Source organism: Sphingomonas sp. dw_22 (assembly GCF_018449795.1).
Classification (GTDB): Bacteria; Pseudomonadota; Alphaproteobacteria; order Sphingomonadales; family Sphingomonadaceae; genus Sphingomonas.
Genome location: NZ_JAAVVE010000037.1, coordinates 1 through 14,433 on the forward strand (window position 1 = coordinate 1; position 14,433 = coordinate 14,433).

15 protein-coding genes and 1 pseudogene are annotated in these 14,433 nt (G+C 65.2%); 10 read left to right on the top strand and 6 right to left on the bottom strand.

The annotated features are described in order from the left end of the window. The 8 genes and pseudogenes from HB724_RS15065 to HB724_RS15100 form a co-directional block, all read left to right on the top strand. Nucleotides 1–1,308: pseudogene (locus tag HB724_RS15065) on the top strand (glutamine-synthetase adenylyltransferase); the annotation flags it as partial. Then, nucleotides 1,278–1,793 (top strand): peroxiredoxin, encoded by a 516-nt coding sequence (locus tag HB724_RS15070; RefSeq protein ID WP_256731541.1) that lies wholly within the window; start codon nt 1,278–1,280, stop codon nt 1,791–1,793. The pseudogene HB724_RS15065 and the gene HB724_RS15070, both read left to right, overlap by 31 nt. Continuing rightward, complete coding sequence (locus tag HB724_RS15075) at nt 1,790–2,587, top strand: ferritin-like domain-containing protein (protein WP_346344739.1); 798 nt, start codon at nt 1,790–1,792, stop codon at nt 2,585–2,587. The genes HB724_RS15070 and HB724_RS15075 overlap by 4 nt, the downstream gene beginning before the upstream one ends. 120 nt (nt 2,588–2,707) lie before the next feature. After that, nucleotides 2,708–3,895: a M23 family metallopeptidase gene (locus tag HB724_RS15080; protein WP_213981765.1), complete on the top strand. Its 1,188-nt coding sequence runs from the start codon at nt 2,708–2,710 to the stop codon at nt 3,893–3,895. 96 nt (nt 3,896–3,991) lie between these two features. After that, entirely contained in the window at nt 3,992–4,333 is a 342-nt protein-coding gene (gene erpA, locus HB724_RS15085) for an iron-sulfur cluster insertion protein ErpA (protein ID WP_213981766.1), read from the top strand. Between the two features lie 9 nt (nt 4,334–4,342). After that, nucleotides 4,343–5,113, top strand: a complete 771-nt coding sequence (xth, locus tag HB724_RS15090) for an exodeoxyribonuclease III (protein ID WP_213981767.1) — start codon at nt 4,343–4,345, stop codon at nt 5,111–5,113. Nucleotides 5,114–5,357: 244 nt separating this feature from the next. Then, nucleotides 5,358–5,606 carry a hypothetical protein gene (locus HB724_RS15095; RefSeq protein WP_213981768.1) on the top strand — a complete coding sequence of 83 codons (249 nt, stop codon included), beginning with the start codon at nt 5,358–5,360 and terminating at the stop codon, nt 5,604–5,606. Between the two features lie 67 nt (nt 5,607–5,673). Beyond that, nucleotides 5,674–5,910 (top strand): hypothetical protein, encoded by a 237-nt coding sequence (locus HB724_RS15100; protein WP_213981769.1) that lies wholly within the window; start codon nt 5,674–5,676, stop codon nt 5,908–5,910. A gap of 105 nt (nt 5,911–6,015) precedes the next feature. Here HB724_RS15100 and HB724_RS15105 read toward each other — a convergent pair whose 3' ends face one another. Then, nucleotides 6,016–7,173 carry an N-acetyltransferase gene (locus HB724_RS15105; protein ID WP_213981770.1) on the bottom strand — a complete coding sequence of 386 codons (1,158 nt, stop codon included), beginning with the start codon at nt 7,171–7,173 and terminating at the stop codon, nt 6,016–6,018. A 150-nt stretch (nt 7,174–7,323) separates the two neighbouring features. Here HB724_RS15105 and HB724_RS15110 point away from each other — a divergent pair, with 150 nt between their 5' ends. Beyond that, complete coding sequence (locus tag HB724_RS15110; protein ID WP_213981771.1) at nt 7,324–8,436, top strand: fatty acid desaturase; 1,113 nt, start codon at nt 7,324–7,326, stop codon at nt 8,434–8,436. Nucleotides 8,437–8,703: 267 nt separating this feature from the next. Here HB724_RS15110 and HB724_RS15115 read toward each other — a convergent pair whose 3' ends face one another. From HB724_RS15115 to lptF, 5 genes are all read right to left on the bottom strand, one after another. Continuing rightward, nucleotides 8,704–9,387 (bottom strand): hypothetical protein, encoded by a 684-nt coding sequence (locus HB724_RS15115; protein ID WP_213981772.1) that lies wholly within the window; start codon nt 9,385–9,387, stop codon nt 8,704–8,706. A 92-nt stretch (nt 9,388–9,479) separates the two neighbouring features. Further along, the gene (locus HB724_RS15120) at nt 9,480–9,788 is read right to left on the bottom strand and encodes a hypothetical protein (protein WP_213981773.1); all 309 of its coding nucleotides are present in this window, start codon (nt 9,786–9,788) and stop codon (nt 9,480–9,482) included. Nucleotides 9,789–10,008: 220 nt separating this feature from the next. Then, on the bottom strand, nt 10,009–10,602 hold the full coding sequence (locus HB724_RS15125; protein WP_213981774.1) for a hypothetical protein: 594 nt from the start codon (nt 10,600–10,602) through the stop codon (nt 10,009–10,011). Between the two features lie 322 nt (nt 10,603–10,924). Beyond that, complete coding sequence (gene lptG, locus HB724_RS15130) at nt 10,925–11,989, bottom strand: LPS export ABC transporter permease LptG (RefSeq protein ID WP_346344740.1); 1,065 nt, start codon at nt 11,987–11,989, stop codon at nt 10,925–10,927. 29 nt (nt 11,990–12,018) lie between these two features. After that, on the bottom strand, nt 12,019–13,218 hold the full coding sequence (gene lptF, locus HB724_RS15135) for an LPS export ABC transporter permease LptF (RefSeq protein WP_213981775.1): 1,200 nt from the start codon (nt 13,216–13,218) through the stop codon (nt 12,019–12,021). A gap of 154 nt (nt 13,219–13,372) precedes the next feature. On the opposite strand from lptF, the gene obgE reads away from it, so the two are divergent. Beyond that, nucleotides 13,373–14,422 (top strand): GTPase ObgE, encoded by a 1,050-nt coding sequence (gene obgE / locus HB724_RS15140; protein ID WP_213981776.1) that lies wholly within the window; start codon nt 13,373–13,375, stop codon nt 14,420–14,422. Nucleotides 14,423–14,433: the final 11 nt, after the last annotated feature.

A 14,433-nucleotide genomic window follows, 5' to 3' on the forward strand; every position in this document is an offset into this window, starting at 1 on the left:
ATCGACGCATTCGCCGAAGCGCCCGACAGCCGGCAGGCGCTGATCCGCTTCGACGCGATGCTCTCGCGCCTGCCGAGCGCGATCAACTTCTTCCGCCTGCTCGAAGCGCAGCCGGGGCTCGCCCAGTTGTTGAGCACGATCCTCAGCCACGCGCCGACCCTGGCCGAGCAGTTGAGCCGCCGCGCCGAACTGCTCGACGGGCTGATCGACGCGAGCGCGCTCGATCCGGTCGCGGACATTCCCACGCTGATCGGCGAGATGTCGGTGCGCGAGCGCGGCGCCGATTATCAGTGGCAGCTCGAACATGTCCGGCGCCTGGTGGGCGAGAAGAGGTTTGCGCTGGGCGCGCAGATCGTCGCGGGGGCCAGCGATCCGCTCGACGTCTCCGCCGGCTATGCCCGCGTCGCCGAGGCGGCGATCGAGGCGCTCGCGGCGGCGGCGGTGGAGGAGTTCGCGCGCCTGCACGGTCGCGTGCCCGACAGCGAGCTGGTGATCCTCGCGCTCGGCCGGATGGGCGGACAGGCGCTCACCCACGCCTCCGACCTCGATCTCGTTTATGTCTTCACCGGCGATTATGCGGCGGAATCGGACGGCGCGAAGCCGCTCGGCGCGGTGACCTATTACAATCGGCTCAGCCAACGCGTGACGGCCGCCCTTTCGGTCGCCACGGCGTCGGGGCCGCTCTACGAGGTCGATACGCGGCTGCGGCCGTCGGGCGGGCAGGGGCCGCTGGCCGTCTCGCTCGACGCCTTCCGCCGATACCAGCGCGAGGATGCCTGGACCTGGGAGCATATGGCCCTGACGCGCGCGCGCCCGGTGTTCGGATCGACGGCGGCGCGTGCGGCGGTGACCGGTATCATCCGCGAAGTGCTGGAGGGCGCGCGGCCCGAGCGCGACCTGGTCGCCGACGCCGCGAAGATGCGCGAGGAGATGGCCGCGCACAAGCCGCCCGCCGGCCCGCTCGACGCCAAGCTTCTCGATGGCGGGCTGGTCGATCTGGAGTTCGCCGTGCATGTCGAGCAATTGCTCCACCGGACCGGCTTCGACCCGCAACTGGGCCGGGCGATCGACGCGTTGGTCGCCGCCGGGCTGATGCCCGCCGGGATGCGGCCCGCGCATGATTTCCTTTCGCGCCTGCTCGTCACGTTGCGTCTGGTCGCACCCGACGCGCAGCCGCCCGGCCCCTCGACCCAGGCGCTGATCGCGCGCGCGGTGGGGCTCGCCGATTGGGACGCGGTGGTTGCGCAGCTCGACCGGACCCGGCAGGAGGTTCGCGCATGCTGGGCGGCGATCCGTGCCCGCGAGTGACGGAGAATGCGATGCTGAGCGAAGGCGACAAGCTGCCGGGCATGGAACTGGTGGCATCCGACGGCGGCACGATCGCGCTGCCCGAATGGGCGGCGGGCAAGCCGTTGGTGCTCTACTTCTATCCCAAGGACGATACTTCGGGCTGCACCCGCGAGGCGCAGGATTTCTCGGCGCTGCTGCCGGAGTTCGAGGCTCTGGGCGCGGTGGTGCTGGGCGTCTCCAAGGATCCGGCGGCCAAGCACCAGAAATTCATCTCGAAATATGATCTCACCGTGCCGCTCGCCACCGATGCGGACGGCAAGGCGATGGATCTGCTCGGCGTGTGGGGCGAGAAGCAGCTTTACGGCAAGCGCTACATGGGGATCGAGCGCTCGACCTTCCTGTTCGCGCCAGACGGCACGCTGTTCCGCGCCTGGCGCAAGGTGCGGGTGCCCGGCCATGCGGTGGACGTGCTCGAATCGGTCAAGGCGCTGGCCCGCACGTGACCCGCAGCGTTGCCGAGGCGGCGCGTGCGGTGCTCGGCGCCGCCGATCCGCTCGCCAAGGTGAAGGCGGCGCGGGCCGCCGCGCGCGACTGGCGGCTGGGGCGGCTGGCGCATCGTTTCGACCTCGCCATGCCCGATCGCCCGGCGCGGCCCGAGCATCCCGAGCTGCTGCCGCCCAATCGCATGCCCAAGCGCGGGCGGGGCGGCTCCGAACGCGGACGTATCGCGCTGATCCACGCGCTGGCGCATATCGAGTTCGCCGCGATCGACCTCGCCTTCGATCTGGTCGGGCGGTTCGGCGGGGAATTCCCGCCCGGCTTCACCGACGACTGGATGAAGGTCGGCGCCGATGAGGCGATGCATTTCGCGCTGCTCGATCGCCGCCTGAAGCAGCTCGGCAGCCATTACGGCGCGATGCCCGCGCATGACGGACTATGGGACGCAGCGGCCGAAACTGCGCACGACGTGCTGGCCCGCCTCGCCGTGGTCCCGATGGTGCTGGAGGCGCGCGGGCTCGACGTCACCCCGGCGACGATCGAGCGCTTCGACGCGGTCGGCGACACGGCGACGGCGCGCATCCTCACACGGATTTTGAACGACGAGGTGGATCATGTTCGGGCAGGCCGGGTCTGGTTCGAATCGGCCTGTAAGCGCCACAATTTCGCCCCCGAAACGACCTGGCAGGCATTGGTCCGCCGTCATTTCCGGGGGCTGCTCAAGCCTCCATTCAACGACTCGGCGCGCAACGCAGCCGGTCTGACGCGGGATTACTACCAAGCCCTTGCCGTTCCTTGAGTTGTTCGCCCACAAGCTGCCCTAGGGTTCGGGCGCGGAGGGGCTGCTGCCGGAACAATTTGAATTTCGGAGCGGACACCGGGTCGCATTCGGTGTGCTTCCATGGCTTGCCGGGGACTCATGGCTAAGGCGTTGAACACCGATAATGCGAATCTCCTCCAGAGGTTCCGATCTTTCTTCACCACACGGGATTTCATCTTCCACGACGGCCGCGATCTGCGCCGCTTCAGCATCGCGGGCCGCACCCAGGCGCTGCTGGCGGGTGCCGCGACCGTGACCGTGCTGTTCTCGGGCTATGGCGTCGCCCAGGCGATGGTCGGCGCGATCGCGATCAGCGGCGTCGCCGAAACGCCAGGTTCGCCCGAGGCGCAGGTCGCGAAGATGCGCGCCGAAGTCGCGAAGATGCAGGCAGATGTCGCCGCCGCCAAGGTGGCCGCCCAGCTCCACGCCGCCCGGGTCGAGAAGAACCAGGCGCTGCTGAACGCCGTCGTATCGGGCAAGGGCGATCGCGCCGCGATCGAGGCGCCGCTTCCTGCCGCCGCCGCTAAGACGAGCGCCGTCACCGACGAAGTCCTCGCTCCCCTCCGCCAGATCGAGGCGCGTCAGGTCGCGCTTGCCGGCAAGGCCCGGCTGGCCGGCGAAGCGCGCTATCAGCAGACCACCGCCCATCTGCGCCGCCTCGGCCTTTCGCCGAGCCGGTTCGCCAAGGTGAAGATGGTCGCGATGGGCGGCCCCTATGAGCCGATCGACGAGAACGACAACAACAGCGACAGCGCTGCTGCAAACGCCGATGCGCAGTTCCGCGCGCTGTTCCTGACCTGGAAGAAGCTCGACATGCTCGAGCAGACGGTGATCTCGGTCCCGTCGATGCAGCCGGTCGACAGGATCACCTTCACCTCCACCTTCGGCGTGCGCTCCGATCCGTTCCGCGGCACCGCGGCGATGCATGCCGGCGTCGATATCCCGGGCGCGATCGGCACGCCGATCTACGCGACCGCCGACGGCGTCATCAGCCATGCCGGCCGCCAGGGTGGCTACGGCAATCTCGTCCAGATCAACCATGGCCGCGGCCTCGAGACGCGCTACGGCCACCTCTCCAAGATCCTCGTCGCCGACAATACTCGCGTGAAGCGCGGCCAGATCATCGGCTTGATGGGCTCGACCGGCCGTTCGACCGGCAGCCATCTCCATTACGAGGTCCGCGTGGACGGCCGCGCGGTCAATCCGATTCCGTTCCTGCAGACCGGCGAGTATCTCGCCGGCATCCAGGACCGTGCGCAGGGCGGCGTAGGCGGCCCCGCCAAGTAAGAGGCAGGGGAGAGGAGAGGGGCCGCCCGTGAGGTGGCCCCCATCCTGCAACTTCCCTCCATTGCCTGCGCGCCGTTGCCCCCCTATCTCCGAACCATGACGACGCTCGCCCAGTCCGACATCGCGCTCACCCCTGCCGCCGCCGCGCGCGTGGCGGTGATCGCCGAGAAGACCAGCAAGCCCGCGATCCTGCGCCTTTCGGTGGAGGGCGGCGGCTGTTCGGGCTTCCAGTACAAGTTCGGTTTCGCCGAGGCGGTCGAGGACGACGATATCGTTGCCGAGACGGATGGCGTGCGGCTGGTGGTCGATTCGATCAGCCTCGATCTGGTCCGCGGCGCGCAGGTCGATTTCATCGATAATCTCGGCGGCGCCCATTTCGCGGTGGAGAATCCCAACGCGGCTTCGGGCTGCGGCTGCGGCACCAGCTTCTCGGTCTGAGCGCGCGTTTTGAAGATCGTCAGCTACAATGTGAACGGCATCAAGGCGCGCCTGGAGCGCCTGCTCGAATATCTCGCCGAGCAGAAGCCCGATGTGCTGTGCCTCCAGGAACTGAAGGGCGCCGACGAGACGCTGCCGGTCAAGGATATCGAGGCCGCCGGCTATGGCGCGGTCTGGCATGGGCAGAAGGGCTTCAACGGCGTCGCCGTGCTCGCGCGCGGGCAGCAGCCGGTTGAGCGCCAGCGCGGCCTGGCCGGCGATTCCGAGGATGCCCATAGCCGCTATATCGAGGCCGAGATCGGCGACCTGATCGTCGCCTCCATCTATCTGCCCAACGGCAACCCCCAGCCGGGGCCGAAGTTCGACTATAAGCTCAAATGGATGGAGCGCCTGGCCGATCGTGCCAAGGCGCTGCTCGCCGAGGAGCGCCCGGTGGTGCTGGCCGGGGATTACAACGTCATCCCGAACGACGACGATACCTACTCCGTCCGCGCCATGGCGATGGACGCGCTGATGCAGCCCGAATCGCGTGAGCGCTATCGCACACTGCTCGCCCAGGGCTGGACCGACGCGTTGCGCACCCGTTTCCCGGGCGGCGGGATCTGGACCTTCTGGGACTATCAGGCCGGCGCCTGGCAGCGTGACGCGGGTTTCCGCATCGATCATCTGCTGCTCAGCCCCCAGGCCGCCGATCGCTTTATCGGCGCCGGCGTCGACAAGGACTATCGCGGCCGCGAAAGGGCGAGCGACCACGCGCCCACCTGGGTCAGCCTCCGCTAGAGCGGTTCGCGCTCGTCACCCGGCGACCGCATCCGCACAGTCGCTGTCCGCAATCGAACAGGCATTGCGAGGATATCCCAAATCTTGGCGTGTATTGCCGTACTATAGCGGTGCGTGACTCATTCGCATGGTGGTAAGTCATTGTAATCAAACAAATCAGGAAACTGGCACGGCTGTTGCGAAGGTTGGCGCACAGGCGGAACGAGGGAGCGCCTGTCAGATCCCAACGTTAGGAGTACAGGAAATGATCGGCACTATCGCTCGCACCACCACCGTCTTCGCCGCTGTCGCGCTTGTCGCCGCCGCCTCGCTGCCTGCCGCGGCCGCCAACGATCCGAATGCGAAAACGTCGGAAACCAAGCCCGTGAAGGAGAGGCGCTACTGCGTCGAGCAGGTCACTACTGGCACGATGCTCAGGGCGCCGAAGGTCTGCAAGACCCGCGAGGAATGGATCGCCAAGACCGGTATCGATCCGGCCGGAAAGAAGAACTGACGGCTGCCGCTCGGTCCAGACTGTCCGCATCACGACATCCGCAGATGCTCAGAAGGGAATCCGTGTCATGAAGAAGATCGCATTTACCGCCTTTGCAGCCGCTATTCTGGCTTCTGCGGCCTCGGCGCCGGCCATGGCCATCGATCGAGACGCGGAGGCAGAAAAGGCTGCTCCGCAACCGCCGATGAAGACCCGTTACTGCATCGCCGAACGCACAACGGGAAGCAACATCACCCGGACGACCTGTCGTACGCGCGCCGAATGGATTGCGGAGACCGGTAAGGATCCTGCGCCGCGCAAATAACGCAGCGCCGATCGATGAAGCCCGTGGCGATGGATTGTCTTTGCCACGGGCTTTTTCCCCGCCGCTATCCGCCGGTGCTGGCTCGAGAAACGGCCTGGGCGAACGTCAAAGCGCCTTCTGGTAGATCAGATATTCGCGGTTGACCCTGCTCTCGATCGCATCGGCGATCGCCACCATCCCCTGATTGTCTTCCAGGATCCAGCCGATCTCGCCGCGCATCGCCCCGTAATCGGCGATGGCCGAGCGGCGGATATATTCGATCATCATGAAGGCGAGCTGGCTCGCCATGCGCGATGCCTGGAGCCGCTTGACCACACCCATCAGCGGCACGCGCATCGTCTTCGCCTTGGGCTTGCGCAGCCATAGCAGCAGCTTCGCCCAGCCGAAGGGCAGCAGCGAGCCCTTGAGCGGCTTCAGCGGCTCGTTGAGGTCGGGCAGGGTGACCATGAAGGCCACCGGCTCGCCGTCCAGCTCGGCAATGCGGATCAGATCCTCGAACACCAGCGGCTTCAGCTTCTTGCCGACATCGTCGATCTCGGGCTGGGTGAGCGGCACGAATCCCCAATTGTCCGACCAGGCATCGTTGAGGATCGCGAGGATGATCGCGGCTTCCTCGGCGAATTTCGACTTGTTGACCTTGCGGATGCGGATGCGCGGGTTCTTCTCGCCGTTCGCGACGATGCGCTGGACGATCGGCGGGAAGCCGTTGGTGATGTCCAGCTCATAGGTCAGCAGCTTCTTGGCCTCGCTATAGCCCTGCGCCTCGATCCAGGCCTGATAGCGCGCCGGGTGATGGCCCATCAGCACCGTCGGCGGATGGTCATGCCCTTTCACGAGCAGGCCCGGTTCCTCCCAGATCGACAGGCTGACCGGCCCGATCGCGCGGGTGAGGCCCTTGTCGCGCAGCCATTGCTCGGCGCGCGCGATCACCGCGACGGCGACAGCCTCGTCCTCCGCCTCGAACAGGCCCCAGAAGCCGGTGCCGGGTCCGAACCCCTGCTCGGGCGGCATCTCCAGCGCGAGCCGGTCGATATGAGCGGAGATGCGCCCTACCACCTTGCCGCCGTGCTCGGCGAGGAACAGCTGCGCCTCGGCATGGCTGAACCAGCCATTCTTCTTCGGGTTGATCGTCGCCGCGACTTCCTCCCGGAGCGGCGCGACCCAATTGGGATCGCTGCCGTTCAGGCGATAGGCGAGCTCGATGAATGCTTTGGTGTCCGCCTTGTTGGAGACGGGACGGACGGTGATGTCGGCGGTTGCCAAGGGGCTGCCCTTTGGTTCTTGATGAGCGTCAATGCAGTCCCGCCTCGGCAGGCGCCTGTCAAGCGCCGGTGACGATTGCGGCGACCAGGTCCGAAACGCATCGCTGGAATGCCACCATAAAGCCACTATCTAAAGCCAATGGCGGACATCATGACCAAATCTCTTGCCTTCGATCTGCACGATGCCGAGGGAGTTCCCCCCGCTACGGCGCGTATCCGGCTTTCCGGCGTTCCCGACGATCGCGCGATGCTGCGCAGCGCGGCAGAGCTGACGCGCGACCTGCATACGCCCAAGCCGCTCGTCTATTGGGCCGATTTCCTCGGCTCGACCCTGCTCGGCTATGCCGCGCTCGCGCTGGCGATGTTCGCCAAATCGCCGCTCACCATGGCGGCGGCGGGCGTGGTCGCGGTGCTGGCGCTCTATCGCGCGGCAATGTTCATCCACGAGATGACGCATCTCAAGCATTCGCTGCTGCCGGGCTTCCGCTTCGGCTGGAACCTGCTGCTCGGCATCCCGATGATGGTGCCGTCCTTCACCTATGAGGGCGTCCACACACTCCACCATACCCGCACGCGCTACGGCACGGTCGAGGATCCGGAATATCTGCCGCTGGCGCTGATGAAGCCCTGGACGCTGCCGGTGTTCCTGATCGCCTCGATCTTCATGCCGATCGCGCTGCTGTTCCGCTTCGCGGTGCTGTCGCCGCTGTCGCTGCTTTCGCCGAAGCTGCGCCGGATCGTCGTCGCCCGCTATTCGGGCCTCAAGATCAACCCGGCGTTCGAGCGCCGCGCGCCCGAGGGCGAGCTCAAGACCCAGTGGTTCTGGCAGGAGCTGGGCGCCAGCATCTGGTCGATCGGGCTGCTCGCCGCGGTGTTCACCGGCGTCGTGCCGGTGCGCGCCTTTCTGGTCTATCTCGCGGTGATCGCGGGCGTGGCGGTCATCAACCAGGTCCGCACGCTGGCCGCGCATCTCTGGGAGAATGACGGCGAGCCGCTGACCGTGACCGCGCAATATCTGGACAGCGTCAACGTGCCCGCGCCGGGCCTGCTGCCCTATCTCTGGGCGCCGATCGGCCTGCGCTATCACGCGCTGCACCATCTGCTGCCGGGCCTGCCCTATCATTCGCTGAACGAGGCGCACCGCCGTCTCTCGGCTGCGCTCGACACGAATTCGGCCTATCACCGGGCGAATTACCCGACGCTCGGCGGCCTGATGCAGCGCCTGGCGAGCAACACGATGAAGTCGCGCAGCGCCGCCGACTGATCTTCGGCTGGCTTTGCGAGGAAATGGAAGGGCGCGTACCGCGAGGTGCGCGCCTTTTTCCGGAGCGCTTTGAATGGTTTTCGCGGTGAAGACCGCTATAGAACCAGTGGTCCGTTCCACCCATCCTTGAACGCTGCCGAATTTCGGTCTGATCCGGCCGCAGCGGCCTGGCAGATTTCGGCGGCTGGACGGGCTACCTGCCGTCTCGCGGTATCGCGCCAGCTCACGCTTTCGAATGGCGATATGCCTGCGACAGGTGCGCCGCTATCAGCGCGCGCCGCCGTTCATGAGAGCCTGAACCCGCAAGCGAGGAAAAACGACCTCAAGCGCCTTGGTGTCGGGCAACACGTACACATATCCGCCCTTCTTTTGGAAAAGCGGGCGCACGGTCTTGCTGTAAAAGGCCATGGGCACGTTGATGCACCCAAAAGTTATGCGGTTGTCGTCTGAAGTCGGTGACAGCATCCGCTCGCGGCGGCGCTCCTTCTTGCTGACGCCCTTCGGGATCGGGTGAAGCGCCACAGACGTGGCATAATCGACCCAGAGTATCTTCTCCCTTCCAGCCAAGCCAAATTTTGCAAGGAAGCGCCCTGCAGGTGTCGTCTTCTCTGCCGGGCCGATTTCGGCAAGATTTTTGCTGCCGATGCCGGGGCTGGCGTCATCTCCGACGGCAACACCGATCAGTACCGGAACCTTGCCGAGCGATTTCCCCTTTGCGTCGAACAGAAAGAGGGACGCATTCGTCTTGTCGACAATGATATAGGGCAGGGAGCTATTATCTTTTGACGCGCTGATCCAATCGGCGACGCGCATGGCCTCCGCTGAAAGGCTGATCGCGCTTTCGGCTTCGCTGGCACCAGCCTGCGGTTGCGTTGGCACTGATGGACGAGCGACCTGCGCTGCGGGAACGCTCAGCGTGAGCCCGGCTAGCGCCAGCAAGACATTTATCATCGATTCAAGCGCTCGAAATGAAACGGCCGTTGCACGAAGCAACGACCGTCTCGGGAAATTACAATGCGGTCAGTATTCGCTGACTTGGCCCATCAGTTGCGCGGCCGCTTCGCAGGCTTTCTTTCCTGCGCTTGCAGCCGCTGATCGATGCCATCTACCCGGGCGCCGAGCTGATCGAGGCGTTGACCATTATTCTGCGCCTGCCCGGATGCGGCCTGCGCCTCTGCCAGCGCCGATTTGGCCGTACCGTCGGTTTCCTGCAATCTTGTTTCCAGCGCATCGACGCGCTGGCTGACAGGAGCGATCTGCTCCCGCACATAGGATTTGGAGGCGCAGCCACTCAGGCCGATCGCGCCAACCAGAATCACAGCCGCAGGGGCAAATTTCACAAATAGCGACATCGGGTTTCTTCCAATCGTTAACCAACTAGAACAACCCAAGCCGAGCGCGGAGGTTCCAACAATCCGATTCTGTCCGGCTGTGCATCTTCTCGGGCCGGTGGATGACGGTCGGCTTTTGCCCAAGTGGCAGCGGAACAGCCTGGAATGACGGAGAGTGGGCGCATCTGCCCAACGGCAGATCCGGTGGTTCCGCGACCGATCGCTACTCCCTTGATCTCCGCTACCGAGGTGCGAACGGGTCTTTCGGTATAGGGTCGGAACGCTTCTTCTCATCCGCTTCGGCTACGGCCTTCGCCCGGTAAATGCCGACGCAATTTCGCAGTTCCGCAACCGCCGCGCCGCTCCCATCGAGGCTTAGCTGCTCGACCGGCACGTCGCCGCGATAGATGTGGAGGGTCTTGGATGCGGCGAAATAGGAGGGGAATTTCGCTTCGAAAGTCGTGACGAACCCCTGCTTCCCATTCGACGCTATGCCTATGGCGAAGTGTTTGGAGTAGCCGCCATTGGACAGACGAAAATCGAGTTCCAACCGGTCCTTCGGCTTGATCGACCAATTGTGGTTCAGAACGGATAGATGGTTGGTGTCGTCGATATCGAGACCAAGAAGCAGCGTCGTTTCCCCGGTTCCCTTATACTCCCTGGTCAGGAAGCAGCCTCTTTTATCTTTGCTTGCCGCCACCGTCCAACCGCCGATATCCCGCGCAGGATATTCCTGGGCGGAAGCATGCGCGCTCGCGAGCAATCCGGTGGCTAGAGCCAATGGAAAGAATGTTGGCCTGACAGTCGCCAACAAGGTCTGGGCCAGCTCACGCATTCGGCGCGAGCTCGATTTCGGTGACGGCCGGCGTTCTCGAGACTCCCATTTCGAGGGCGCTTGTTTGGGCAATGTAAAACTCATCCGATTTGCTCGACCAATACCGTTCAGGCGCGTCCACCAAGCTCGGCCGACGATGCTCGCGAATTCGGCCGGTTGTTGCCATGAAGCACCTTTCTCCACGGTGACTTTAACCGGCACCGGCGCAGTTGGCCACGACCGCAGTTGGGTCGATAGCGGATCGTCCCGGGTTGAGCGCGCGACTGACGGAATACCACCAACAGCGGACATCCGGCCCCGCGCCCGCCACCGACAAGCCGCCTTATTCCTCGGTCCGCAGCAGCACGGCTTCGCCGATCATCAGGAACAGCAGGAACGGCGCCCAAGCGGCGAGGAAGGGCGGGTAGGCGCCCAGATTGCCCATCGCCAGCGCGAAATTATCCGCGACGAAATAGAGGAAGCCCAGTGCCATGCCGATCACGGCGCGCACGAACAGCTTGCCCGAGCGCGCGAGCCCGAACGCGGCGACAGCGCCCAGCAGCGGCATCAGGATCGACGAGAGCGGGCCCGAGAATTTGTGCCACAGCGACCCCTCCAGCGCCTTGGTCGGCCGCCCGGCGAGCTTGAGGTCGTCCACCGCTTCCTTGAGTTCCGGGAATGCCAGGCCGTCGGCATCGATATGGCTGAGCGTGAACTGGTCCGGCCGCACGCCGCCGGCGATTCGGATGTTGCCGAGCTTCACCAACTGCCCCGCGGCGACGTCGAACCGCTCCGCGCCTTCGCCCTTCCAGCCATCGCCGTCGCGCCATCCGTGCGCGGTGGTCAGGATCGAGCGGAGTGAGCCGCCGCTGCGCTCATAGACGGTGATGCCATAGAGCTGGACGGCCTGGCCCTTGCCCTTGACCTGCTTGACCTCGATCAGATGGTCGCCGTCGCGCACCCATACGTTCGCCCGGTCGCCGCGATCGATCGGCAGCGGACCATATTCCACCTTCTTCCACTGCTCCAGCGTGGCCGTCGCGCGGGTGACGATGCGCTCGTTGAAGCCGAAGGAGATGATCGAGACCACCATCCCCGCCACCAGCAGCGGCGCCAGCACCTGGTGCGCGGAAAGGCCCGATGCCTTCATCGCGATCACTTCGCTGTTCTGGTTGAGCTGCGACAGCGTCAGGATCGATCCGAGCAGCACCGAATAGGGCAGGAAGGTCTGGATGATCTGCGGCACCCGCAGCCCGATATAGCGCCACACCTCCGCATCGCCATTGCCGGCATAGGCGAGGATGTGGCCGGATTCGCCGAGCAGATCGAGCGACTGGAGGATCAGGACCAGCGCCGCCAATATGGCGAAGGTCCGCACCAGGAACATCTGCGCCATGTAGATCGACATGGTGCGTGACGGGAAGAAACTGGCCCAGCTCACGCGGCGACTTCCTTCTTGCGCCGGCCGGGCACGAACCGCTTGAAGAACTTGCCGACCTTCTCGAACACCTTTTCGAGCCCGGCGATCGGCTGGCCGCCGGGAACATAGGCTACGGTATAGTACATCCAGAGGGTCAGCCCCGCGAACAGCAGGAACGGCGCCCACAGCGCGAAGATCGGATCGATCCGCCCCAGGCTGCCGATCGACTGGGCGTATTCGTTCACCTTGTGATAGGTCACGATCATCACGATCGACAGGAAGACGCCCAGCGCCGAGGTCGATCGTTTCGGGGGGATGCCCAGCGCCGCGGCGAGCATCGGCAGCAGGAACATCGACAGCACTTCCGCCAGCCGGAAATGGAAGGCCGAGCGGCTGGTGTCGCGCTGCTTGGGATCGGATTCGCGATTGCCCCCGATCCGGGCGAGCTCGGGCAGCGTCAGCTCCAGATTCTTGTCGCCGCGCTTGCGGAACTGCTCGTATTTGGGGAGCGGGATCGGCAAATTGTGCGTGTTGAACGTCAGCACCCGCGGCACCGGCGAGCCCTTGTCGCGGTGGACGAGCGTGCCGTTGGTCAGCTTGAAGATGATCGTGTCGGGATCGTCCGATCGCAGGAACTGGCCGCTCTCGGCCGTGACGGCCAGCGGGCTGCCGTCATTGGTGATCATCTGGACGAAGATGCCCTTGAGGTCGCGCCCTTCATTCTGGCTCGATTCGATCCGGAGCGTCATCTTGGAGCCGAAATTGGTGAACTCGCCCACCTTGATCGAAGCGCCCAGCGCGCCGGTGCGCAGCTCGAAGCGAAGCTGCTCGTAATTGTAGCGCGCCCAGGGCTGGACGAAGCCGACGATCGAGAAATTGAGCAATGTCAGCGCGATGGCGTACATGTACGGCACCTTCAGGAGCCGGGTGTAGCTCATGCCCACGGCGCGCAGCACGTCGAGCTCGGACGAAGTGGCGAGCCGGCGAAAGGCCAGCAGCACGCCCAGCATCAGCCCGATCGGGATGCCCAGGCCCAGATATTCGGGCAGCAGGTTGGCGAGCATCCGCCACACCACGCTCACCGGCCCGCCCTCGGTCGCGACGAAGTCGAACAGGCGCAGCATGCGGTCGAGCACCAGCAGCATCGCCGAGATCAACAGCGTCGAGATCAGCGGAACCGCGATCAGCCGCGCCATATAGCGATCGATCGAATTCATTGCGTCCCGACGGGTGCCTACTCTACTTCGCCAGCGCAATGAACGCGCCGGGATAAAGCGAAAGCCTATACGCTCGGTTCCCCGCCGCGCCAGCCCGAAAGTGCGGATGCCGCCATGGGGTGACGAATTTGCGACTAGAGCGTATGGCCCGGCGATGCATTTCCTAGACCAAGCAAAGATATTCGTCCGTTCGGGTGCCGGCGGCCCCGGCGCCGTCAGCTTCCGGCGCGAGAAGTTCATCGAATATGGCGGCCCGGACGGCGGCAATGGCGGCAAGGGCGGCGACATCATCTTCGAGGCGGTGGCCGGCCTGAACACGCTGATCGACTTCCGCTACACCCAGCATTTCCGCGCCCCGCGCGGGCATGGCGGCTCGGGCAGCAACCGCACCGGCGCCGGTGGCGACGATCTCGTCATCAAGGTGCCGGTGGGCACCCAGATCCTGGCCGATGACGACGAGCGCACGCTGCTGGCCGACCTGACCAAGGTGGGCGAGCAGATCGTCTTCCTGCGCGGCGGCGACGGCGGCCGCGGTAATGCCAGCTACAAGACCTCCACCAACCGCGCGCCTCGCCAGCACGGCACCGGCTGGCCCTATGAGGAGGCGTGGGTGTGGCTGCGGCTCAAGCTTCTCGCCGATGCGGGGCTGGTCGGGCTTCCCAATGCCGGCAAGTCGACCTTCATCAACCAGGTGACCAATGCCCAGGCCAAGGTGGGCGAATATGCCTTCACCACCACGCGGCCCCAACTCGGCGTTGTCCGCCACAAGCAGCGCGAGTTCGTCGTCGCCGACATCCCCGGCCTGATCGAGGGCGCTGCGGAAGGGGCGGGGATCGGCGACCGCTTCCTCGGCCATATCGAGCGCTGCCGCGTGCTGCTCCATCTGGTCGACGCCAATGACGAGGATGTGGCCGAGAGCTACCGCATCGTTCGCGACGAGCTGGAGAATTACGGAGCGGGGCTCACCGACAAGCAGGTGGTCGTCGCGCTCAACAAGATCGACACGCTCGACGACGAACTGATCGCCGCGCTCGTCGCCGAGCTGGAAGACGCGAGCGGGGCCGAGGTGATCCCGATCTCGGCCGCGGCGGGGACGGGCGTCGATTGGGCGCTCGACAAGCTGCTCGAGGCGATCGGCGACGAAGCGAGCCGGGTGAGCGCGGACGACGAGGGCGAGGATGCGATCGAGTGGTCGCCGGTATAGAGCGCCGCTTT

Coding starts and splice junctions, on each gene's coding strand:
- HB724_RS15070 (WP_256731541.1), top strand. CDS start 1,278: ATGCTGGGCGGCGATCCGTGCCCGCGAGTGACGGAGAATGCGATGCTG.
- HB724_RS15080 (WP_213981765.1), top strand. CDS start 2,708: ATGGCTAAGGCGTTGAACACCGATAATGCGAATCTCCTCCAGAGGTTC.
- erpA (WP_213981766.1), top strand. CDS start 3,992: ATGACGACGCTCGCCCAGTCCGACATCGCGCTCACCCCTGCCGCCGCC.
- HB724_RS15095 (WP_213981768.1), top strand. CDS start 5,358: ATGATCGGCACTATCGCTCGCACCACCACCGTCTTCGCCGCTGTCGCG.
- HB724_RS15100 (WP_213981769.1), top strand. CDS start 5,674: ATGAAGAAGATCGCATTTACCGCCTTTGCAGCCGCTATTCTGGCTTCT.
- HB724_RS15110 (WP_213981771.1), top strand. CDS start 7,324: ATGACCAAATCTCTTGCCTTCGATCTGCACGATGCCGAGGGAGTTCCC.
- HB724_RS15115 (WP_213981772.1), bottom strand. CDS start 9,387: ATGATAAATGTCTTGCTGGCGCTAGCCGGGCTCACGCTGAGCGTTCCC.
- HB724_RS15120 (WP_213981773.1), bottom strand. CDS start 9,788: ATGTCGCTATTTGTGAAATTTGCCCCTGCGGCTGTGATTCTGGTTGGC.
- HB724_RS15125 (WP_213981774.1), bottom strand. CDS start 10,602: ATGCGTGAGCTGGCCCAGACCTTGTTGGCGACTGTCAGGCCAACATTC.
- lptG (WP_346344740.1), bottom strand. CDS start 11,989: ATGTCGATCTACATGGCGCAGATGTTCCTGGTGCGGACCTTCGCCATA.
- lptF (WP_213981775.1), bottom strand. CDS start 13,218: ATGAATTCGATCGATCGCTATATGGCGCGGCTGATCGCGGTTCCGCTG.
- obgE (WP_213981776.1), top strand. CDS start 13,373: ATGCATTTCCTAGACCAAGCAAAGATATTCGTCCGTTCGGGTGCCGGC.